At 63.9% G+C, this 19,492-nt stretch carries 21 protein-coding genes; 11 read left to right on the top strand and 10 right to left on the bottom strand.

Features of this window, described 5'->3' with window-relative positions:
* Positions 1–143: 143 nt before the first annotated feature.
* Entirely contained in the window at positions 144–467 is a 324-nt protein-coding gene (gene fdxA, locus C84B14_RS07190) for a ferredoxin FdxA (protein ID WP_293624302.1), read from the top strand.
* Here the strand turns inward: fdxA and C84B14_RS07185 are convergent, their stop codons facing one another.
* Positions 468–998 (bottom strand): class IV adenylate cyclase, encoded by a 531-nt coding sequence (locus tag C84B14_RS07185; RefSeq protein ID WP_353222935.1) that lies wholly within the window; start codon positions 996–998, stop codon positions 468–470.
* Between the two features lie 3 nt (positions 999–1,001).
* Entirely contained in the window at positions 1,002–1,913 is a 912-nt protein-coding gene (xerD, locus tag C84B14_RS07180; protein ID WP_353222933.1) for a site-specific tyrosine recombinase XerD, read from the bottom strand.
* A gap of 45 nt (positions 1,914–1,958) precedes the next feature.
* Between xerD and zapE the strand changes: the two genes are divergently transcribed.
* Positions 1,959–3,062 (top strand): cell division protein ZapE, encoded by a 1,104-nt coding sequence (gene zapE / locus C84B14_RS07175; RefSeq protein ID WP_353222931.1) that lies wholly within the window; start codon positions 1,959–1,961, stop codon positions 3,060–3,062.
* Between the two features lie 30 nt (positions 3,063–3,092).
* On the opposite strand, the gene C84B14_RS07170 is transcribed toward zapE, so the two are convergent.
* Genes C84B14_RS07170 through C84B14_RS07145 form a run of 6 tightly spaced genes read right to left on the bottom strand, consistent with a single transcriptional unit; the run spans position 3,093 to position 7,326 of the window.
* Positions 3,093–3,539: a MaoC family dehydratase gene (locus tag C84B14_RS07170; protein WP_353222929.1), complete on the bottom strand. Its 447-nt coding sequence runs from the start codon at positions 3,537–3,539 to the stop codon at positions 3,093–3,095.
* On the bottom strand, positions 3,536–3,994 hold the full coding sequence (locus C84B14_RS07165; protein WP_353222927.1) for a MaoC family dehydratase: 459 nt from the start codon (positions 3,992–3,994) through the stop codon (positions 3,536–3,538). Before C84B14_RS07165 ends, C84B14_RS07170 begins: the two co-directional genes overlap by 4 nt.
* A 60-nt stretch (positions 3,995–4,054) precedes the next feature.
* Positions 4,055–4,747, bottom strand: a complete 693-nt coding sequence (locus C84B14_RS07160; RefSeq protein ID WP_353222925.1) for a cysteine hydrolase family protein — start codon at positions 4,745–4,747, stop codon at positions 4,055–4,057.
* The gene (locus tag C84B14_RS07155) at positions 4,744–5,802 is read right to left on the bottom strand and encodes a putative urea ABC transporter substrate-binding protein (protein ID WP_353222923.1); all 1,059 of its coding nucleotides are present in this window, start codon (positions 5,800–5,802) and stop codon (positions 4,744–4,746) included. The genes C84B14_RS07160 and C84B14_RS07155 overlap by 4 nt, the downstream gene beginning before the upstream one ends.
* Before the next feature lie 55 nt (positions 5,803–5,857).
* Positions 5,858–6,796: a LysR family transcriptional regulator gene (locus C84B14_RS07150; RefSeq protein ID WP_353222921.1), complete on the bottom strand. Its 939-nt coding sequence runs from the start codon at positions 6,794–6,796 to the stop codon at positions 5,858–5,860.
* A gap of 56 nt (positions 6,797–6,852) precedes the next feature.
* Positions 6,853–7,326: a pentapeptide repeat-containing protein gene (locus C84B14_RS07145; RefSeq protein WP_353222919.1), complete on the bottom strand. Its 474-nt coding sequence runs from the start codon at positions 7,324–7,326 to the stop codon at positions 6,853–6,855.
* A gap of 372 nt (positions 7,327–7,698) precedes the next feature.
* Between C84B14_RS07145 and C84B14_RS07140 the strand changes: the two genes are divergently transcribed.
* The 7 genes from C84B14_RS07140 (at position 7,699) to arsH (ending at position 14,127) form a co-directional block, all read left to right on the top strand.
* Positions 7,699–9,309, top strand: coding sequence for a long-chain fatty acid--CoA ligase (locus tag C84B14_RS07140; RefSeq protein WP_348764894.1), 1,611 nt, complete (start codon positions 7,699–7,701; stop codon positions 9,307–9,309).
* A 176-nt stretch (positions 9,310–9,485) separates the two neighbouring features.
* A complete protein-coding gene (locus tag C84B14_RS07135) occupies positions 9,486–10,451 on the top strand; it encodes a zinc-binding metallopeptidase family protein (RefSeq protein ID WP_353222917.1) in 966 nt (321 codons plus the stop codon).
* A 226-nt stretch (positions 10,452–10,677) separates the two neighbouring features.
* Entirely contained in the window at positions 10,678–11,211 is a 534-nt protein-coding gene (locus tag C84B14_RS07130; RefSeq protein WP_353222915.1) for an arsenate reductase ArsC, read from the top strand.
* Positions 11,208–11,594 (top strand): metalloregulator ArsR/SmtB family transcription factor, encoded by a 387-nt coding sequence (locus C84B14_RS07125; protein WP_353222913.1) that lies wholly within the window; start codon positions 11,208–11,210, stop codon positions 11,592–11,594. The genes C84B14_RS07130 and C84B14_RS07125 overlap by 4 nt, the downstream gene beginning before the upstream one ends.
* Positions 11,595–11,610: 16 nt before the next feature.
* Positions 11,611–12,027 (top strand): arsenate reductase ArsC, encoded by a 417-nt coding sequence (locus C84B14_RS07120; RefSeq protein WP_353222911.1) that lies wholly within the window; start codon positions 11,611–11,613, stop codon positions 12,025–12,027.
* A gap of 78 nt (positions 12,028–12,105) precedes the next feature.
* Complete coding sequence (locus C84B14_RS07115; RefSeq protein ID WP_353222909.1) at positions 12,106–13,401, top strand: arsenic transporter; 1,296 nt, start codon at positions 12,106–12,108, stop codon at positions 13,399–13,401.
* 21 nt (positions 13,402–13,422) lie between these two features.
* Entirely contained in the window at positions 13,423–14,127 is a 705-nt protein-coding gene (gene arsH, locus C84B14_RS07110) for an arsenical resistance protein ArsH (RefSeq protein ID WP_353222907.1), read from the top strand.
* A gap of 52 nt (positions 14,128–14,179) precedes the next feature.
* Here arsH and C84B14_RS07105 read toward each other — a convergent pair whose 3' ends face one another.
* The gene (locus tag C84B14_RS07105; RefSeq protein ID WP_353222905.1) at positions 14,180–15,046 is read right to left on the bottom strand and encodes an MBL fold metallo-hydrolase; all 867 of its coding nucleotides are present in this window, start codon (positions 15,044–15,046) and stop codon (positions 14,180–14,182) included.
* Positions 15,047–15,174: 128 nt separating this feature from the next.
* On the opposite strand from C84B14_RS07105, the gene C84B14_RS07100 reads away from it, so the two are divergent.
* Positions 15,175–16,413 (top strand): NAD(P)/FAD-dependent oxidoreductase, encoded by a 1,239-nt coding sequence (locus tag C84B14_RS07100; RefSeq protein WP_353222903.1) that lies wholly within the window; start codon positions 15,175–15,177, stop codon positions 16,411–16,413.
* 65 nt (positions 16,414–16,478) lie between these two features.
* On the opposite strand, the gene C84B14_RS07095 is transcribed toward C84B14_RS07100, so the two are convergent.
* Positions 16,479–18,227 (bottom strand): acyl-CoA dehydrogenase, encoded by a 1,749-nt coding sequence (locus C84B14_RS07095; protein ID WP_353222901.1) that lies wholly within the window; start codon positions 18,225–18,227, stop codon positions 16,479–16,481.
* Between the two features lie 314 nt (positions 18,228–18,541).
* Here C84B14_RS07095 and C84B14_RS07090 point away from each other — a divergent pair, with 314 nt between their 5' ends.
* Positions 18,542–19,486: a lysylphosphatidylglycerol synthase transmembrane domain-containing protein gene (locus C84B14_RS07090; RefSeq protein ID WP_353222899.1), complete on the top strand. Its 945-nt coding sequence runs from the start codon at positions 18,542–18,544 to the stop codon at positions 19,484–19,486.
* Positions 19,487–19,492 lie beyond the last annotated feature (6 nt).

Below are 19,492 nucleotides of genomic sequence, written 5' to 3'. Positions count from 1 at the left end.
GACCCAGATCAAGGCGCCACGTGGCGTGATCGGCTGCAATATCCGGACGCGATCTCCCGCGTTGGTCAGCGGGCGCTCGCACAGCACGGACAGCTGATAAACTGTCGGGTATCTGAGGTTTTTGTTACGAGGCTCGATCCACGATGACGTTCGTTGTCACCGAGAACTGCATCAAGTGCAAGTACACCGACTGCGTGGAAGTCTGCCCGGTCGACTGTTTCCACGAAGGCCCGAACTTCCTGGCCATCGACCCGGAAGAGTGCATCGATTGCACGCTTTGCGAGCCCGAGTGCCCGGTCGAGGCGATTCTGTCGGAAGACGATCTGCCCGCCGATCAGGCGCATTTCCTTGAGCTCAACGCCGAGCTGGCCGCCAAGTGGCCGGTGATCACCGAGATCAAGGACGCCCCGGCCGACGCCGACGAATGGGCCGACAAGCCGGACAAGCTCAAGCTGCTGGAGCGCTAGTTATCCGCCGGTGGCGCGCTCGCCGGCCTCGATGAGGTCGATATAGGCGCAGTCGACCAGCGCGTTCGGCTCGATTTTAAGCTGCTGCATGAGCTCGCGGGCTTCGGCCTCGCCGATCTCGCTCGCCTCTTCCGGCGCGAGCACTACCTCCAGCTCCATGTAGTCGCCCAGCCCGGCGACATGGTCGAGATGAATGCGCGTGCGCCCGACCCGATAAAGCGTGCGGGTCTTGATGACTTCGCCGCGCAGGCCGTTCGCCCGTTCCAGCACGCGCCGCAGGCTGTTCGGGTCGGCCACCGGACTGCGCTCGTATTCGCTTGCTTTCGGCCCCGCCGTATCCACACGGCGATAGAAGATCAGCTCCCCCTCGCCGTTGTCGAAGCAGCGCAGCTTGAGCCGGCCGTGTGCACAGTTAAAAAAGATATCGTGCTGCTCGATCAGCCAGGGCCCGTCATCGGCGAGCGCGGCGACGCGCTGTCGTAGCGACGTTGGGTCCGTCACCGCAGCCTTGATTTCGATATTGCGTGCCATCAATCAGCCTCGCGGATGGTGTTCGGCGTGCAGCGCCTGCAATCGAGCGCGTGCCACATGGGTATAGATCTGGGTGGTGGACAGATCGGCATGGCCCAGCAGCATCTGCACGGCCCTCAGATCCGCCCCGTGGTTGAGCAGATGCGTGGCAAAGGCATGGCGTAGCGCATGCGGCGATATGTCGCGGCGTACCCCGGCCTGCTCGGCATAGCCGCGAATCCGGTGCCAGACGTTCTGGCGCGTCATGCCACCGCCCCGCCCGGTCACGAACAGCGCATCGCTTTGTTTCGCGCCCAGCAGAATGCCGCGGGCTTCGCGCATGTACTGCTCCAGCCATTCGACCGCCGCCAGGCCCAGCGGCACCAGCCGCTCGCGCCCGCCCTTGCCGGTCACGCGGATCACGCCCTGACGCGTGTTCACCTGGGCGCGGGTGGCGCCTACGAGCTCCGAAACCCGCAGGCCTGCGGCATACATGAGCTCCAGCATGGCGCGGTCGCGCAGGCCGATATCGCTATCGATATCCGGCGCTCGGAGCAACGCCTCCACATCGGCTTCGGTGAGTGTTTTGGGCAGGCGTCGGCCCTGGGTGGGCATATCGATGAGCGCGGTGGGGTCTTCGTCGATCGCGTTCGCGCGCAGCTGGTAACGATAGAACTGGCGCAGACTCGACAACAGCCGTGCTGCGCTGCGGGGGCTTGAGCCCGGCGTGTTGCGCGCGGCCAGATAACTTTGTAGATCGCCGCGCTGCGCCTTCACCAGCGGTGTGCGTCGATCCAGCCACTTGGCGAAATGGGCCAGGTCGTTGCGGTAGGCGCCCAGGGTGGCATCGGAGAGCCCGCGTTCGGCCCAGAGCCCGTCGATAAAGGATTCGATGACCCGGGCGGTGTCGTCGTCGAGCGCGTCGATAGCAGCCATGGCGAGAAGCGTATAATAAACCGGTTTTAAAGCACGAGATGTTGCATGGCTGATACTGGTTTTACGGCCGACCGCGCCGCCGGCCCGCGCGCGCGCTACGACGCCGATCTCGAGCGCGAGGATTTCATCCGCGATCCCGAACAGGAAAAGGCGGTCGACGCGCTGCAATCGATCCACGAGGCGCTGCTCGACAACCCCACCAGCAAACGCCTGTTCGGCAAGGACAAGCGGGAACCGGTCAAGGGCCTCTACCTATGGGGCGGCGTCGGTCGCGGCAAGACCTATCTGATGGACTGCTTCTTCGAGAACCTGCCCTTCGAGGAAAAATCGCGGCTGCATTTTCATCGCTTCATGCAGAAGGTGCACGAGGCGCGAAAGAACTACGCGAACAAGTCCGACCCGCTCAAGCTCATCGCCAAGGAATGGGCGAGCGACCGCGTGCTGTGCTTCGACGAGTTTTTCGTCTCGGACGTGGCCGATGCCATGATCCTCGCCCGCCTGACCGAAGAGCTGTTCGAGCGCGGCGTGACGCTGGTCACCACGTCCAACGTGGACCCGGACGATCTGTACAAGGACGGGCTGCAGCGCGAGCGCTTCAAGCCGGCGATCGAGCGCATCAAAAAGTACTGCACGGTCATGCATCTCGAAGACGGCACCGATTATCGGCTGGATCGTATCGACGAAGCCGCGACCTACCAGACGCCCAGCGGCGACGAAGCCGACGCGGTGCTGGCCAGCCATTTCGAACGCCTGGCCACCGGCCGCGATGTCGAAGGCGGCAACGTGAAGATCCTGGGCCGCAAGATTCCGGTATTGCGTCGCGCCGACAGCGCGGTCTGGTTCGATTTCGAGGATCTGTGCCGCGGCAATCGCTCGGCCAACGACTATATCGAGATGGCACGCGAATACTCGACCATCATGGTTTCGAACGTGCCCGTATTCGACGACAACGAAAACAACGCCGCACGACGCTTCATCAATGCCGTGGACGAGTTCTACGACCGCCGTGTGAACCTGTTCTGTACCGCCGCGGCCGAGCCGGACGACCTGTATCAGGGCACGCGGCTGGAATTCGAGTTCGAACGCACGGCGAGCCGCCTGCACGAAATGAGTTCGAGCGAGTATCTCGGCGAGCCGCACCGCACCTGAGGCACGGCGCGGCCCGCCGGCTGATACGAATCAGCCGGGTTCGCGTCGCGCCAGCATCGAGGTCGACAAGAAGCTCATCACCACCACATCGTCCTGATTACGGGTTTCGACTTCGAACTGCACCAGCCCCATTTCGGGCCGTGATTCGGACAGGCGCTTGCTGGCCACCGTGACCTGCGCGGTGAGCTGGTCGTCCGGGTAGACCGGCTTGCGCCAGCGCAGGTTTTCGAAGCCGGGCGAGCCGAGGCTGGCCAGCGGCTCGTTGCGGCCGGTCATCATCAGCCGCATGGTCAGTGCCGCGGTATGCCAGCCGGAAGCCGCCAGGCGCCCGAAATAGGTCTTCGCCGCGCCCTCGTCGCTCAAATGAAACGGCTGCGGGTCATAGCGTTTGGCAAACGCGATCATCTCATCCGCGCTGGCGCTGGTCGGGCCCAGTTCCACCGTATCGCCTACATCCAGATCTTCGTAATGAATCATGCCGACGCGTCCTCGGCTTCGCGCCGTGCGAACAAACCGTTCGAGGCGATATCGCAGACCACCTCGTCATGCTGGTTGAGCACTTCGAAGCGGTTTTTCACCAGCCCCATCTCCGGGCGGCTTTCCAGCACGCGCTTGGATAGCGCTTGCTGGCGTACCGACAGCGTATCGCCGGCATAGACCGGTTTGAGCCAGCGCACCTGGTCCACGCCGGGCGAGCCCAGCGAGGCCGCGTCCAGCAACAGGTGATCCACCAGCAGGCGCATGAAGATCGAACAGGTCAGAAGTCCGGGCGCGGTCAGCGCGCCGTAGGGGCTGTCCTTGGCCGCTTCGGGGTCGGTATGAAACGGCAGCGGATCGTAGGCCTTGGCGAATTCGATGATCTCGGCTTCGGTCACCTCATAGGCGCCGTAGCGTTCGGTCTCGCCGACCTCGAAGTCCTCCCAGTAACGCATACGCAATCTCTTGCTGGATTATTGCGCAGCACTATACCGCGACGTGTTTGCCGCGCGCGGCTAGCGCACGGCTTTCACCAGCGCGCTGCTCGATATATGCGCGCCGAACACGCCGCCTTCGCGCTCGATACCCGCGAGTGTGGCTTCGTGCAACGCGGGCGTGGCCGCACGACAGGCGTCCGAGATCAGCAGCACGTCATAGCCGCGATCGTTGGCCTCGCGCATGGTCGAAGAGACACAGACATCGGTGGTCACGCCGAGCAACCAGAGGTTGCGGATACCGTTGGCGCGCAGGATCTGGTCGAGGTCGGTGGCATGAAAGGCGCCGTTGCCGCATTTATCGACCACGATCTCGTCGGCGACCGGCGCCATTTCGGCAACCGAGTCCCAGCCCGGCTCGCCGCGTACCAGCAGCCGCCCTAACGGGCCCGCGCTGCCGATCGGCGCGCCCATGGCCTGGGCCCGGGCACGCTTGGTTTCGTTGAGATCGGCCAGGTCGGGGCGATGCCCTTCCCGGGTATGGATCACGCGCATGCCCAGCTCACGGGCCAGCATCAATATCTGCGCGGCGGGCGCCACCGCATCGCGCAGCTCACCTGCGTTCTCGCCCAGCGCGGCGAAATAGCCGTCCGGGTCGAGAAAATCACGCTGCATGTCGATGACCAGCAGCGCGGTATCCGCGGCGCGCCAGTCGCCGCCCACCGGCCAGGCATAGGGGCAGGCGCCGGCCAGCCTCGGCAACGGCCGACTCACGGCGCGCTCTGTTTGGCCGCCTCGTCGAGCCATTCACTGGGAAAACGCAGGCGCACGTTGTCGGCATTGCCGATGATATCGCCGTGCCCGTTTTCGATGCCGATGAAATCGGCGCTCGGCAGCCCGTCGCCGAGCAGACCGTGCTTGAACGCGAACTCGGCGATACGCCGCTGCGTGGCGTCGAAATCCTCGCTTTGGATCAGCTCGATGGCCTCGTCCGGGCTGAAGAAATCGATGGTGGCGAGCTGGCTCTGGACGCTTTCGATATCGGTACTCAGCGTATCCGCGGCGACCGCCAGCAAGCGCTCGTGTTCGGGGTGTGCCGAATCCAGCGCGGCCGTGGCTTCAAACCAGGCGCCGGCCAGCGCGCGCGCAAAATCGGGGTGTTCGGCCAGCTTGTCGGTCGGCGCGATCACCACGTCGACGATCTCGCCGTAGATATCCGACGAGTCGTACACCAGATGGGTATCGTCGTACTGATCGAGAATGGTGGTGAGCTGGGGTTTCCATGTCACCACGGCCTGGGCCGAGGCATCTTCCATGACTGCGCCGATATCGGCGTCCGAGGTGTTGATGACGGTCACGTCCGGCTCGGCGAGGCCGACCGAGTCCAGCGCGCGTGCCAGCAGATAGTGCGAACCGGACAAGGCCACGAGATTGATCTGCTGGCCTTTAAGATCGGTCAGCTGCGGATCGTCGCCGCGCATGATCAGCCCGTCGCTGCCGGCCGAGGTGCTCAACGGCGCGATCACCGTCGTATCCATACCGGAGGCCGCCGGGATGGTAAGCGCATCCAGCGACATGCAGATCACGGCATCGAACTGGCCCAGCGAAAACTGGGTGACCGCTTCGATGTAGTCGTTGATCTGGACGGTTTCGATATGGATGTCGTAGCGATCCGCCCAGCGATCGAGCAGACCGGTCTGCTCGGCATAAACCAGCGGCACGGAACCGGCATAGATCGTCCATGCCACGCGGTAGGTGGGCTCGGCGCGAGCCACGCTCGGCTGACAGAAGATGGCGAGAAGCACGCCCAGCACGATGAAACGGCGCATGGATTCAGTCCGGTTTTCGAGGGTGCGTTTCACGTTAGCGCGCACGCCCAGCGGCTTACATGACGCATTCCGCAGGTTCACGTGTATCGGCCCCGCGTTCGCATAGAAGGGCCAGAAATTCGGTGACGACGGCACGCGAAGTGCTGTCGCGATGGATCGCGGCCTTGAGGGTCGAGCGGCGCGCATAACGGGCCGGATCGATGCGGCACAATGCGCCGCTTTCGACCCACGGCTGGGCATAGTGGGTCGGCATGAAGCCGACGTACTGGCCGGACAGGATCAGCGCCAGCAGCGCTTCCAGGTTGCTCGCGTGGCTGACTCGGGTACGGATATCGAGGCCGAGCAATGCGCGCTCGGCATCGTCCAGAAAACTGCGTGAGGCAAAGCGCGCGGTCGCCAGCACCTCGGCGCGCGCAGGTGCATCGTCGCCGACTGCGCAGGCGGGGTGCCGCGCCGCCGCATAGAGATAATCGGTTTCGCTGTAGAGCGGCGTGTATTCGAGCAGGTCATGCGGTGACTCGAATACGCCCAGCGCCAGATCGATGCGCTTGTCGAGAAGCTGCTTCTCCATAGCCTGGGGCGTGAGTACGTGCAGGCTGTAGTCGATATCGCGACCGGCCTGCGGCTGCATGAAATCGCGTAGCGTGGCCACTAGCGGGCACTGGTTATCGGCGACTATGTTGTCGATGATCGCCAGGCGCAGCGTGCCACCGCCAATGCCGCGCACGCTTTCGACGGTCTGTTCGAAGCCGCGGAGCGACATGAACAGTTCCCGCGCCCGGGTATGTACTGCCCGGCCCTCGGGCGTAAGCGCAAAACCTTGCCGCCCTCGTTCACACAGGCGCAGCTGCAGACGTTCTTCGAGCTGGGTGAGCGCTCGACTGATGGTCGATGCATCCTTGTTGAGCACGCCCTGCGCGTTGGCAATGCCGTTGGCCTGAACGATGGCGAAGAAAACGCGCAGCCGTTCCAGATCGCCGCTGTTGAGATTCATCGATTGCGTGGTTCGACATGGGGTTTGCCGCTACATGCCAAGGCCGTGCCAGTTGTTCAGCCGGTCGACGAAACATCACTCTCTGGCACGTTCAAGCCGCGCGTACCGCTGCGTTCGGCGCCGGCGAAATCCGTGCCCTGTATCAGCGCGCCGGTGAAATCGGCATCGGCCATCGTCGCGTCGGCGAACGTTGCGTCGCTCAGATCGGCCTGAGTGAAATCCGCCGCCGCTAGCCGCGCGCCACTCAGCTGCGTCTGCCTGAGCGTCGCTCCCGACACATTGGCATTGGAAAGATCCGCACCGGCCAACCAGGCATGGTCGAGGTTGGTACCGATCAGGCTGGCGCCTTCGAGGCACGTATTTTCCAGCCGAGCCTCGCTTAGATTCGCACCCGCCAGGTTGGCGCCCGACAGATCCATGCCGGACAGATCGAGGTAGCGCAAATCATGACCGGAAAAATCGGCCGGCTGTTCCGGCGTGGCGGCATCCAGCTCGGCCTGCACCTCATCGACGGTCAGATCGCCGGCCATTACGCCGCCGGCATGGCCGATCGCGAGCGCGGCGGAAACCAATACGGACAACAGACGTTTATTCATTGCCATACCCTTTCTTCATTCCGAATCGAGCGTTACGCATTGCGCAGACAATCGACATGCTCCGAGCGTACGCTTGAGAACGTATGGCAGCTGAACGGGTCGCCGTGTTCCGCCGACGGCCGATCAAAACCCCGTTTCACGCGGGCTCGCACGCCGCCCTGCCACCGCGGGCATTTCCAGACTGGCGTTTCGGAATATCGGTATAGGCCAACGAAGATGGACGCTGCGACCGCGCCAATGCGATGCTCGTAGAGGCAAGTAGAACAACGCCGTATACCGGCGCCAACCTTTGTTAGAGGAGATCCCATGCAATCCACGATGATGGACCGTCCGCTGCTGCTCGACGATATTCTCGAGCGCGCGGGCACGCAGTTCGGCGATGTCGAAATCGTCACCCACCAGCCGGACAAGAGCCTGCACCGCTACACCTATGCCGACATGGTCAAGCGCGCCAAGCAGCTCGCCCAGGCGCTGATCGAGTCCGGCATCAAGAACGGCGATCGCGTGGCGACCTTTTCGTGGAACACCTACGCGCATCTGGAAGCCTATTTCGGTATCCCGATCACCGGCGCGGTACTGCATACGCTCAATCTGCGCCTGCCGCCGGACGACGTGGCCTGGATCGTCAACCACGCCGAAGACCGCATCCTGATCATCGACGACGTGCTGCTGCCGCTCTACGAGAAGTTCGCCGACCAGGTGAATTTCGAAAAGATCATCGTCGTACCGCTGGCCGGCAAGCCGGTACCGGACGGCATGATCGGCTACGACGACTTCCTGGCCTCGGCCCAGGGCGAATTCGAGTATCCGGAAAAGAGCGAATACGACGCCTGCGGCATGTGCTACACCTCGGGCACCACCGGCAAGCCCAAGGGCGTGGTCTATTCGCATCGATCGAGCGTGTTGCACGCCATGGCATCGGCCACCCCGGACACGCTGAACCTGTCGTACAACGACGTGATTCTGCCGGTGGTGCCGATGTTCCACGTCAACGCCTGGGGCCTGCCCTATGTATCGACGCTGACCGGCGCCAAGCAGGTCTTCCCGGGCCCGCATATGGACGCAGAAAGCCTGCTCAATGTGTATGAATCCGAACAGGTGAACGTGACCGCCGGCGTGCCGACCATCTGGATGGGCATTATCAACGCCCTGGATGCCGAACCGAACCGCTGGAAGCTGCATCCGGAAATGCGCATGACGGTCGGCGGCTCGGCGGTGCCGGAAGCCATGATCCGGCGCTTCGACAAGTACGGGCTGACCGTGATCCAGGCCTGGGGCATGACCGAAACCTCGCCCCTGGCCTCTGCGGCACGCCTGAAACCCAAGGTGCAGAAGCGCTCGGAAGACGAGCAGTACGCGATCCGTGCCACCGCGGGTGCGCCGGTACCGTTCGTGGATACCCGCATCGTGGGCGATGAAGGCCAACCGCTGCCCTGGAACGGCAAGGAAATGGGCGAGATTCAGGTGCGCGGCCCCTGGATCACGGGCAGCTACTATCGACTGGAAAACAGCGAAGACAAGTTCACCCCCGATGGCTGGCTGCGTACCGGCGATATCGCCACCATCGACGAAGACGGCTATATCAACATCACCGACCGCACCAAGGACGTGATCAAGTCCGGCGGCGAGTGGATATCCTCGGTGCAGCTGGAAAACGCCATCATGGGGCATGAAGACGTGGCCGAGGCCGCGGTCGTTGCCCAGCCCGACGAGAAATGGGGCGAACGCCCGCTGGCGGCGGTCGTGCTGCGCGAAGGCCGCGAGCTGTCGTCCGAGGATCTGGCCAACTTCCTGCGCGAACGCATGGAAAAGTGGATGGTCCCGGAAAACTATGTTTTCGTGGACGAGATTCCGCGCACCTCGACCGGCAAGTTCAGCAAGCTGGACCTGCGTCGGCAGCTGCTCCAGAACAGCTGATCGACGACGCTTGCCGTATTGAGCCCGGCCTGCATCGCAGGTCGGGCTTTTTCGTTTGCTGCGGCGCTACGCCGGCCCCCGCGCTCGCTCACTGGATACGCGGCGGTTGACCTGCAACCGGTAACAGCCGAACGTGTCCCAGGATTTTCCACCGTGGCTTTCGGAGCTTTCGCTGCATGCGCGTATTCACCAACCCGGTCGGTTCCGGTTCACTCTGGTTCGACAACCTCACCACCGCCGAAGGCACCCCGGTCGCCTACGACCCGCAGGCACGGGCCTTCGTGCCGATGCCGCCCTTCTGTATCAACCGCGAGGTGATCGGCTGCAACTGGATCGCCCCGGAACAGGGGGCCTTCTGTCGCTCCTGTGCCATGACCGCGCTCGCGCCGGATCCGGCCATCGACGGCGCAATGGCGAACTGGGCCGAAACCGAAGCCGCCAAACGCTGGGCGCTGGATAATCTCGGGCGCTGGCACTGGTTCCGCCCGGAAGACCCCGGCACACGCCCGGTATTCCATATGCTTGCCGAAGACACGGCGCCGGTGCCCATGGGCCATGCCCAGGGTGTGGTCACCATCAGCGTGACCGAGGCCGATCCGGTGGTACGGGCCACCCGCAGTCAGGCGCTCCAGGAGCGCTATCGCACCATGATCGGCCATATGCGCCACGAGATCGCGCATATGCTGTGGTGGCGGCTGAGCCTGCGCAATGACTTCCTAGACGCATTTCGCGACATGTTCGGCGACGAACGCGCCGATTACCCCACCGCGCTGCAACGCCATTACGAAAACGGGCCGCCACCGGACTGGTCGCTGCGTTTTCTGACCACTTATGCCTCGGCACATCCGCACGAGGACTGGGCCGAAACCGTGGCCCATCTGCTGCATCTGACCGATATCACCGACAGCTTCGTGGCTGCGGGACTCTCGTCGCCGGATCTGCCCGACCGCAGCTGGGATCCGTACGCAGAGCCGGATTCCGAGCGGCTGATTCATATCGCGGCCTCGCTTGCCATTGGCGTAAACCACATCAACCGCTCCATGGGGCTAGCGGATCTGTATCCGTTCGCCCTGTCGGAGGCGGCACGGCGCAAGCTCACCTTCGTGCACGACTGGCTGCGACGAGGTGCGCAAGGGCTCTGATGTTCGAAAAGCTGCCGTGAAGGTTTGCGCGGCGGTCCGGTTGCCGCCGCCGGCCAGGCGCGCTATGAGAAAGGCCGTCGCCCTGCCGATGCAGCGAATGACGAGGCCCCGCAGGTGTCACGAGCGCAAAGCGAGCGCGCTACGGCACGTTCGATAGCCCGATGGCCGTTGACGTATTCGAATTACCGTATATTCTATATTTCGAATATACGCGAGAGCGAATACGATGGGCACGGAAAATCGACGATATAACGTGTTGTTCCTCTGCACGCATAATAGCGCCCGCAGTATCTTTGCCGAGGCGCTTGTCAACGCCATGCCCGACTGCGGCCTGGATGCGTACAGCGCCGGTAGCGAGCCGGCGGCCGACGTTCATCCGCAAGCCCTGGCGCTGCTGGAATCACTGTCCATCCCGACAGCCGGCCTGCATTCCAAGCATTGGGATACGTTCGCGACCCCGGAGGCGCCGGCCATGGATTTTGTATTCACCGTCTGCGACAAGGCGGCTCAACAGACCTGCCCGGCCTGGCCCGGCAAGCCGGTCACGGCCCATTGGGGTGTGCCCGATCCGTCTATCGTGACCGAGGACGCCGAGGCCTCGCGTAAGGCTTTTCGTCAGGCGTTTCACATGCTTCGCCACCGCATTCAGCTGTTCGCGAGTCTGCCTATCGAAGCCCGCGATCGCCTCACCCTGCAGCGCGAAGTCGATGCGATCGGTCGACAGGTGTCCAGCATCGACGACCGGCACGATCGCCCATGAACGCCGACGCCCTGGCGCCCACCGCTTCTTCTTTGTTCGTCGCCGAAGATTTCTTCCAGGCGCTTGCGGACAACACCCGCCTGCGCTGCCTGATGCTCATAGCGACGCACGGCGAGCTGTGCGTGTGTGAGCTGGTGCATGCGCTCGAGTTGTCCCAGCCCAAGATCTCGCGCCACCTGAAACTGCTGCGCGATGCCGGCGTGCTCGCCGATCGCCGCGAGCGCATCTGGGTGTATTACCGCATCCGTGAACAGCTACCGGCCTGGATCGGCGATGTGATCAACAGCACATGGCAGGCCAACGCCCAGCGCGAACCCTTCATCAGCGATACACAACGCCTGGCCACCATGGCCGATCGCCCCGGCGATCGCTGCCCCAGCTGATCGGAAATCATTACGCATGAATATTCTTTACGTATGCACCGGCAATAGCTGTCGCTCGCAGATGGCCGAAGGCTGGACCCGACACCTGGGCGGCGAACGCGTGGCCGTGCGCTCGGCCGGCCTCGAAGCCCACGGGCTGAATCCGAACGCCGTGGCGGCCATGCAGGCGGCCGGCGTCGATATTTCGGCCCAGCCCTCCTCGATTCTGGCGGATGCGGATATCGACTGGGCAGATATCGTGGTCACCGTCTGCGGCCATGCCGACGAGCACTGCCCGCTCATGCCAGCGGGTACGCGCAAGCTGCACTGGGCGTTTGACGACCCGGCCCGTGCCGAGGGCAGCCCCGAACAGATCGCACATGTCTTCGCCGCGACACGCGACGCGATTCGCGAACGCGTCGCGGCCTTGCTGGCCGAACTGCCAACCGACTGACTTGCCGCCCAAACCCGCCTGCAAAATGCTCATGGCCTCCGGCATGAGCGAAGTGCCTGCCAAACCGCCGTTTCTTGCATGACAATTCTCGCCATTCTCATCTTTGTCGCCACCCTCACACTGGTGATCTGGCAACCGCGCGGGCTAGGCATCGGCTGGAGTGCATCGGCCGGCGCGTTGGTTGCGCTGGCCACCGGCGTGGTGGATATCGGCGATATCGCCACGGTCTGGGGCATCGTCTGGAATGCGACGTTCACCTTCGTCGCCATCATCCTGATCAGCCTGGTGCTCGACGAAGCCGGTTTCTTTGAATGGGCCGCGCTGCATGTGGCGCGCCGCGGCGGCGGGCGCGGGCCGCGGCTGCTGGTTCTGGTGATGCTGCTGGGCGCGCTTGTTTCGGCGGTGTTCGCCAACGACGGGGCCGCGCTCATCCTCACCCCGATCGTGTTCGAAATGCTTTTGGCACTGGGGTTTTCTGCCGGGGCGACGCTGGCTTTCGTGATGGCCGCGGGCTTTATTGCCGATACCGCCAGCCTGCCGCTGGTCATTTCCAACCTGGTCAATATCGTCTCGGCGGATTTCTTCGGCCTGGGCTTTGGCAGCTATGCCGCGGTCATGGCGCCGGTATATATCGTGTCCGTGGTGGTTTCCATTGCGATCGTGTACGCCTATTTCCGGCGCGAAATTCCGGCGCGCTTCGACCCCGGCCAGCTGCGCGAGCCGCGCGACGCCATCAAGGACCTGGCCGTTTTCAAGGCCGGTTGGTGGGTGCTCGGCCTGCTGCTGGCAGGCCTGTTCGTTGCCGAACTGGTTGGCATACCGGTCTGCGTGGTCGCGGGTATCGGCGCGGCCGTACTGCTCGCTATCGCCCAGCGCGGGCCGGTGGTGGACAACATGAAAGTCGTTCGCGGTGCGCCCTGGGATATCGTCGTGTTCTCGCTGGGCATGTATCTGGTGGTCTATGGCCTGCAGAACGTCGGGCTGACCGCCTATCTGGCGGGTTTGCTCAACACCCTCGGCGAGCAATCGCTTTGGGTCGCCACCGTGGGCACCGGCTTTCTGGCCGCCTTCCTGTCGTCGGTGATGAACAATATGCCCACCGTGCTGGTGGTCGCGCTATCGATCGACGCCAGCCATGTCTCCGGGCTAGCCCAGGAGGCGATGATCTATGCAAACGTCGTAGGCAGCGACCTGGGGCCCAAAATCACCCCGATCGGCAGCCTGGCGACGCTACTCTGGCTGCACGTGCTATCCCGCAAAGGGCTGACCATCGGCTGGGGCCAGTATTTCCGGATCGGCATCGTGCTTACCCTGCCGGTTTTGCTGGTAACCCTCACCGCCCTGGCCGGCTGGCTGGCGCTAATCGGCCGCTGATTTCGCCTTGGAAGCTATGCAATGAATGACGATGCCCTGAACGATCTGCCGAATGTCGCCCGCGAACATCTCACCCTGCGCCCGCCCCTGCCGGCCCCGGCGCCGCGCATCCTGCTGCTGTACGGCTCGCTGCGCGAACGCTCCTACAGCCGTTTTCTGACCGAGGAAGCCGCGCGCCTGCTGCAGGCGTTCGGCGCCGAGACGCGGATATTCGACCCGCGCGGCCTGCCCCTGCCCGACGAGACCGATGCCGAGCACCCGAAGGTGGCCGAGCTGCGCGAGCTGTCGTTCTGGTCGCAAGGCCAGGTGTGGTGCAGCCCGGAACGCCACGGCAATATCACCGGCGTGTTCAAAAGCCAGATCGACTGGCTGCCGCTATCGATCGGCGGCCAGCGCCCGACCCAGGGCCGTACCCTTGCGGTGATGCAGGTCTGCGGCGGCTCGCAGTCGTTCAACGTGGTCAACAACCTGCGCATACTCGGGCGCTGGATGCGCATGGTCACCATTCCCAACCAGTCATCGGTGCCCAAGGCCTTCAACGAATTCGACGAGGCCGGACGCATGAAGGCATCGCCCTTCTACGACCGCGTGGTCGACGTCATGGAAGAGCTGATCAAGTTCACCCTGCTGCTGCGCGATCACAACGACTACCTCACCGACCGCTATTCCGAACGGGTGGAAAGCCCCGAAGCGCTTTCGAAGCGGGTCAACCAGCCTTCGCTCTGAACGCGCGCACTGCCAACGCGCCGGTCAGGCTTCGTGGGCAGATCGATGCCGATCAGAACGCGTTGAGCGGAATCTTCAGATAGGCGGTACCGTTGTCTTCCGGCTCGGGCAGCCGGCCGCCCCGGATATTGATCTGCAACGCGGCAAGCATGAGCGCTGGCAAAGGCAGCTCGGCATCGCGACGCTTGCGCAGTTCCACATAGGCGCGCTCGTCCATGTTCTGCAAATGCGGGTTGTTCGCGCGCTGTTCGGCCACGGTGGACTGCCAGCGCGGCTCGCGTCCATCCGGCATGTAGTCGTGGCCGGTAAACAGGCGCGTATCGTCGGGCAGCGCGAGTATCTGCTCGATCGAGCGATAGAGCGTGGCCGCGTCGCCGCCGGGGAAATCGGCACGGGCGGTGCCGAAATCGGGCATGAACAGGGTGTCGTGCACGAAGGCCGCGTCGCCCACTACATAGGTGATCGAGGTCAGCGTATGCCCGGGCGAGAACATCACCCGTGCGTCCAGGCTGCCGATCTTGAAACGATCACCGTCGTCGAAGAGGCGATCCCACTGGCGACCGTCGGCGTAGAAATCGTCGCCGAAGTTGTAGATGTCTTTCCAGAGCTTCTGTACCTCGACCACCTGTCGGCCGATAGCACGGGGCGCATCGAAGCGTTGCTGTAGATAGATCGCAGCCGATAGATGGTCGGCATGGGGATGGGTGTCCAGAATCCAGTCGACCGTCAGCCCGCGGCGTCCGATGAACTCAATGATTTCATCAGCCGAGTCGGTTCGCGTACGTCCGGCGTTTTCGTCGTAGTCGAGCACCGGATCGATGATCGCACAGCGATCGGTGGCAGGATCGATACAAACATATTGCACGCTAAAGGTTTTGTGATCGAAGAAACCGACTACCTCGGGTTGATCCATATCCATTGACAAGCTCGCTTCGCTGATAACATTCCGGCGCTTTAGAGCCGTTTTTAATAACTTAAAGTATTTAACTCATAACCAAACTGCAGGAATTGTAGCCCTGCATCACCCGCTCAGCAGAAGACTTCGCCATGATCGACGCCACGAATGCCCCTGCCGCCCATCACCGCGTTCTCATAGCCGGCGGGGGCACCGCCGGTCTGTCGGTGGCCTCGGCGCTGCTACGTCGCTACCCCGAACTCGACGTCAGCGTGATCGAACCGAATACCGACCACTACTACCAGCCCGGCTGGACGCTGGTCGGCGGCGGCGACATGCCGCAACGACACACGCGCCGGGCCCAGGCGGACGTAATGCCCGAAGGCGCCCGCTGGATACAGGACACGATCACCGGCTTCGAGCCCGAGGCGAGCCGCGTCACGCTGGCCAGCGGTGCCCAGCACGGCTACGACGTCCTGGTGGTCGCGCTGGGCCTGCAGTTGAACTGGGATGCCATCGACGGGCTTGTCGAAACCCTGGGGCGCAACGGCGTCACCTCGAATTACCATTACGACTACGCCCCCTACACCCACGAGCTGGCCAGCACGCTCGCCGGCGGGCGTGCGCTGTTCACCCAGCCGGCCATGCCCATCAAATGCGCCGGCGCACCGCAGAAGGCGCTTTATCTCACCGCGGATACGCTGCGCCGGCGCGGGGTGAATGCCAGCGTCGAGTTCTACAATCAGGGCGCGAGCATGTTCGGGGTTCCGGTCTATGCCCGCGAACTGGACAAAGTGATCGCCGGCTACGGGGCGACGCCCTATTTCGGCCACGACCTGATCGCGGTGGACGGCGAGCGCCAGCACGCGACGTTCAAAACCGCCGAGGGCGAGGTCACACGTGATTTCGACATGCTCCACGTGGTGCCGCCACAGTCCGCGCCCGCAGTGATTCGCGACAGTTCACTCGCAGGCGCCGCCGGCTGGGTCAGCGTGGATCGCCACCGGCTGAACCACACCGTCTACCCCAACGTCTTCGCCCTGGGCGACTGCACCGATACGCCCAACGCCAAGACGATGGCCGCCGTACGCCGACAGGTACCCACGGTGGTCGACGGCGTGTTGAACGCGCTCGAACTCGGCGGCGAAGCGCCGTTGTACGACGGCTATGGCGCCTGTCCGCTCACGGTCGAACACGGGCGCGTGCTGCTGGCGGAATTTCGCTACGACCAGGAAGTGGTATCCAGCTTTCCGCTCGACCCGCGCCAGCCGCGGCGCCTGCACTGGCTATTCAAGCGCCACGTCTTCCCGATGATGTACTGGCAGATGATGCTGTGCGGCCACGACTGGCGCCGGCCGCATCCGCGGTCACTGCCCGAACTCAGCCAGTAGCGCCTGAATCGATACAGGGCGCCGCGTGCCGGCCGATGCCTCGTGCCGGCACGCGCCCGCCCGGTCTAGAGATGGCGCTGGGCGTCGACGCTGTCGATGGCGTCCGGGCCGCCCTCGACCATGGCCGCATAGCCGCGCGCCTTGGGCAGAATCTGGCGTACGTAAAAACGGGCACAGGCCTGACGGGCTTCGTAGAAGTCGGGCTCGTCAGTGCCGTTATCCAGCGCCTTCTTCGCCACGTCCGAGATACGCGCGGCATACCAGCCGCCGAACACCGTGCCGCAGAGCATGAGGTAGTTGAAGGCATTGGCCATGGCCGCATCGCGCCCGGCTTCGAGCAGAGTGTTGGTCGCGGTTTCAAGCAGGTCCAGAGCATCGGACAAGGCCGGATGCTCGTTCGCGCCCTCGGCGCTGCCGTCAGCGGTGGCGCGTATATCGGCGATGAGCGCGCGCATGCCGCGGCCTTCGTCGCGAATAAGCTTGCGCCCGACCAGGTCGATGGCCTGAATACCGTTGGTGCCCTCGTAGATGGGCGCGATACGCGCATCGCGCAGGTACTGGGCGGCGCCGGTTTCTTCCACGAAGCCCATGCCGCCGTGCACCTGGATACCGGTATTGGCGATATCCACGCCCAGTTCCGTGCCCCAGGCCTTGACCACGGGAATCATCACGTCGGCCCGGGCCTGGGCTGCGGCGCGCTCGTCGTCGTTGTCGCTGCGCTCCGCGATATCCAGGGCGCTGGCCGAATCCAGGCACATCGCACGGAGCACGTCGGTCTGGGCACGCATGGACAGCAGCATGCGCTTGACGTCGCCGTGTTCGGCGATGGCACGCCCGCCCTGCTGGCGATCCCGGGCATAGGCCAGCGCGCGCTGGTAGGCGCGATCGGCGATGCCCAGGCCCTGTACGCCCATGGCATGACGCGCGGCGTTCATCATCGTGAACATATGCGCCAGACCCTTGTTCTCTTCGCCGACGAGATAGCCGAGCGCGCCTTTGCCCTCTTCGCCGAAGCTCATGGTGCAGGTCGGGCAGGCATGGATGCCGAGCTTGTGCTCGACCGAGGCACAGCGCATGTCGTTGCGCTCGCCGGGGTTGCCGTTCTCGTCGAGAATGTATTTCGGCACCAGAAACAGCGAGATGCCTTTCACCCCGGCGGGCGCGTCGGGCAGCCGCGCGAGCACGAAATGGATGATGTTGTCGGCCATGTCGTGCTCGCCCCAGGTGATATAGATCTTCTGGCCGAACAGCCGATAGGCGTCACCGTCGGCTTGCGCCTTGCTGCGCACCTGGGCCAGATCGGAACCGGCCTGGGGCTCGGTCAGATCCATGCAGCCGGTCCATTCGCCGGTGACGAGCTTGTCGAGATAGGTCTGCTTGAGCTCGTCGTTGCCGTGGTTTTCCAGCGCTTCGACCGCGCTTGCGGTGAGCAGCGGGCACAGGGCGAACGACATGTTGGCGGCGTTCCACATTTCCATGGCCGCGGCACCCAGCACGCGCGGCATGCCCATGCCGCCGTGATCGGCCGAGCCGGCCAGCCCGTTCCAGCCGCCTTCGACATACTGGCTGTAAGCCGCAGCAAAGCCCTCGGCCGCAGCGATGCCGTCTTCGCTCCAGTGGACACCTTCCCTGTCACCCGGCCAGTTGAGCGGCGAGAGTACGTCGGAGGCGAAGCGCGCGGCCTCGTCGAGCACGGCCGAGACGGTTTCCGGCTCGTAGTCGTCGTAACCGGGCAGGTTGCGGATGCGCTGGTCGTCCAGTACTTCGTTGAGCACGAAGAGCATGTCGCGGGTGGGTGCACGGTATTCGGCCATAGTGAGTCTCGCGGTTGAAACGAAGAAGACGACCCGCCGGCCGTCGACCAGAGCCGGCATTTTAGGGGAAAGCGCCGTTACGGGCAGCCTGTCGCAGGCGATATGACGGCGCCGCCCGCCATACGACTTGATGCGAGCCGGTCGGTTTGCGCTAAGCTATACGTATTCGAACCTGGGTTCGAGGCACGATCGGGGATCAAGACAAAGCGCGCGTCGAGCGCGTGTTCGGCTGTGCGGCTATCCATATCGCTCAGCGTGTCGCTACCAGTATCCTTGCCCGCCGGTTATCGGCGGCTTCGCCATGAGGCCGTGCCTTGCCCCGTAAACGAACCATCGCGCTGTCGCTTGCCCTTGCGCTGCTGCTGTATTTCACCCTGATCGCCGGTATCGATGCCGAGCGCACCTTCGCGGCCATGCACAAGCTGGCGGCGCACTGGTGGCTGGCGATTCTCGCCTTGTCGCTGTTCAACTATGCCCTGCGCTTCGCGCGCTGGCACGGCTATCTGTACTGGCTGGGCGACCGCGTAGGGCTTTGGCGCGACGCCTTCATCTATATCGCCGGCTTCGCGCTGACCACCACGCCCGGCAAGGCCGGCGAAGGCATGCGCTCGGTCTATCTGGTGCGTCACGGCGTGTCCTACGCCCACAGCCTGGCGGCCTTCTTTGCCGAGCGTTTCATCGATCTGCTGGCGATTGCGCTGCTTTCAACGCTGGTGCTGATCGCCTTTTCCAACTACATCTGGTGGGTCGTCGTGCCCCTGGCCGGACTGGCTGCGCTGCTGATAGCGATTCGACAGCGCCGGCTGCTCGTCTACATGCAACGGCGCACCGCCGACCCGCAGGGCAAGCTGCAGAACCTGCTGCACGGCGCGGTGTCGGCCTGGGATCAGGCCTTTGCCCTGCTCGGGCATAAACCACTGTATGTCGGGCTTTTGATAGGCCTGGTGGCCTGGGCCGCGGAAGGCGTGTCGCTGTACGTCATCGCCCATGGGCTGGATATCGAGCTGGCGTTCTTTACCGCCATCGGCATCTATGCCGTGAGCATGCTGGTGGGCGCGCTGTCGTTCATCCCCGGCGGGCTGGGCAGCACCGAGGCGGTGATGGTGCTGCTGCTCAAACTCTCCGGCGTCGATGCGACCACCGCACTGGCGATTACGCTGATCGCGCGGGTGGCCACGCTCTGGTTTGCGGTCCTGCTCGGGCTGATCAGCCTGGCCGCGATCGAACTCGACCGCCGTCGTGCGGTCTTGCCTAGCTAACCGACG

The organism is Salinisphaera sp. C84B14 (assembly GCF_040361435.1).
GTDB lineage: Bacteria > Pseudomonadota > Gammaproteobacteria > Nevskiales > Salinisphaeraceae > Salinisphaera.
This window is presented reverse-complemented; position numbering and strand designations above follow the sequence as displayed.

What these genes read in the sequence shown, in the direction of transcription:
- fdxA (WP_293624302.1), top strand. Translation starts at nt 144, where the DNA reads ATGACGTTCGTTGTCACCGAGAACTGCATCAAGTGCAAGTACACCGAC.
- C84B14_RS07185 (WP_353222935.1), bottom strand. Translation starts at nt 998, where the DNA reads ATGGCACGCAATATCGAAATCAAGGCTGCGGTGACGGACCCAACGTCG.
- xerD (WP_353222933.1), bottom strand. Translation starts at nt 1,913, where the DNA reads ATGGCTGCTATCGACGCGCTCGACGACGACACCGCCCGGGTCATCGAA.
- zapE (WP_353222931.1), top strand. Translation starts at nt 1,959, where the DNA reads ATGGCTGATACTGGTTTTACGGCCGACCGCGCCGCCGGCCCGCGCGCG.
- C84B14_RS07170 (WP_353222929.1), bottom strand. Translation starts at nt 3,539, where the DNA reads ATGATTCATTACGAAGATCTGGATGTAGGCGATACGGTGGAACTGGGC.
- C84B14_RS07165 (WP_353222927.1), bottom strand. Translation starts at nt 3,994, where the DNA reads ATGCGTTACTGGGAGGACTTCGAGGTCGGCGAGACCGAACGCTACGGC.
- C84B14_RS07155 (WP_353222923.1), bottom strand. Translation starts at nt 5,802, where the DNA reads ATGCGCCGTTTCATCGTGCTGGGCGTGCTTCTCGCCATCTTCTGTCAG.
- C84B14_RS07150 (WP_353222921.1), bottom strand. Translation starts at nt 6,796, where the DNA reads ATGAATCTCAACAGCGGCGATCTGGAACGGCTGCGCGTTTTCTTCGCC.
- C84B14_RS07145 (WP_353222919.1), bottom strand. Translation starts at nt 7,326, where the DNA reads ATGGCCGGCGATCTGACCGTCGATGAGGTGCAGGCCGAGCTGGATGCC.
- C84B14_RS07140 (WP_348764894.1), top strand. Translation starts at nt 7,699, where the DNA reads ATGCAATCCACGATGATGGACCGTCCGCTGCTGCTCGACGATATTCTC.
- C84B14_RS07135 (WP_353222917.1), top strand. Translation starts at nt 9,486, where the DNA reads ATGCGCGTATTCACCAACCCGGTCGGTTCCGGTTCACTCTGGTTCGAC.
- C84B14_RS07130 (WP_353222915.1), top strand. Translation starts at nt 10,678, where the DNA reads ATGGGCACGGAAAATCGACGATATAACGTGTTGTTCCTCTGCACGCAT.
- C84B14_RS07125 (WP_353222913.1), top strand. Translation starts at nt 11,208, where the DNA reads ATGAACGCCGACGCCCTGGCGCCCACCGCTTCTTCTTTGTTCGTCGCC.
- C84B14_RS07120 (WP_353222911.1), top strand. Translation starts at nt 11,611, where the DNA reads ATGAATATTCTTTACGTATGCACCGGCAATAGCTGTCGCTCGCAGATG.
- C84B14_RS07115 (WP_353222909.1), top strand. Translation starts at nt 12,106, where the DNA reads ATGACAATTCTCGCCATTCTCATCTTTGTCGCCACCCTCACACTGGTG.
- arsH (WP_353222907.1), top strand. Translation starts at nt 13,423, where the DNA reads ATGAATGACGATGCCCTGAACGATCTGCCGAATGTCGCCCGCGAACAT.
- C84B14_RS07105 (WP_353222905.1), bottom strand. Translation starts at nt 15,046, where the DNA reads ATGGATATGGATCAACCCGAGGTAGTCGGTTTCTTCGATCACAAAACC.
- C84B14_RS07100 (WP_353222903.1), top strand. Translation starts at nt 15,175, where the DNA reads ATGATCGACGCCACGAATGCCCCTGCCGCCCATCACCGCGTTCTCATA.
- C84B14_RS07095 (WP_353222901.1), bottom strand. Translation starts at nt 18,227, where the DNA reads ATGGCCGAATACCGTGCACCCACCCGCGACATGCTCTTCGTGCTCAAC.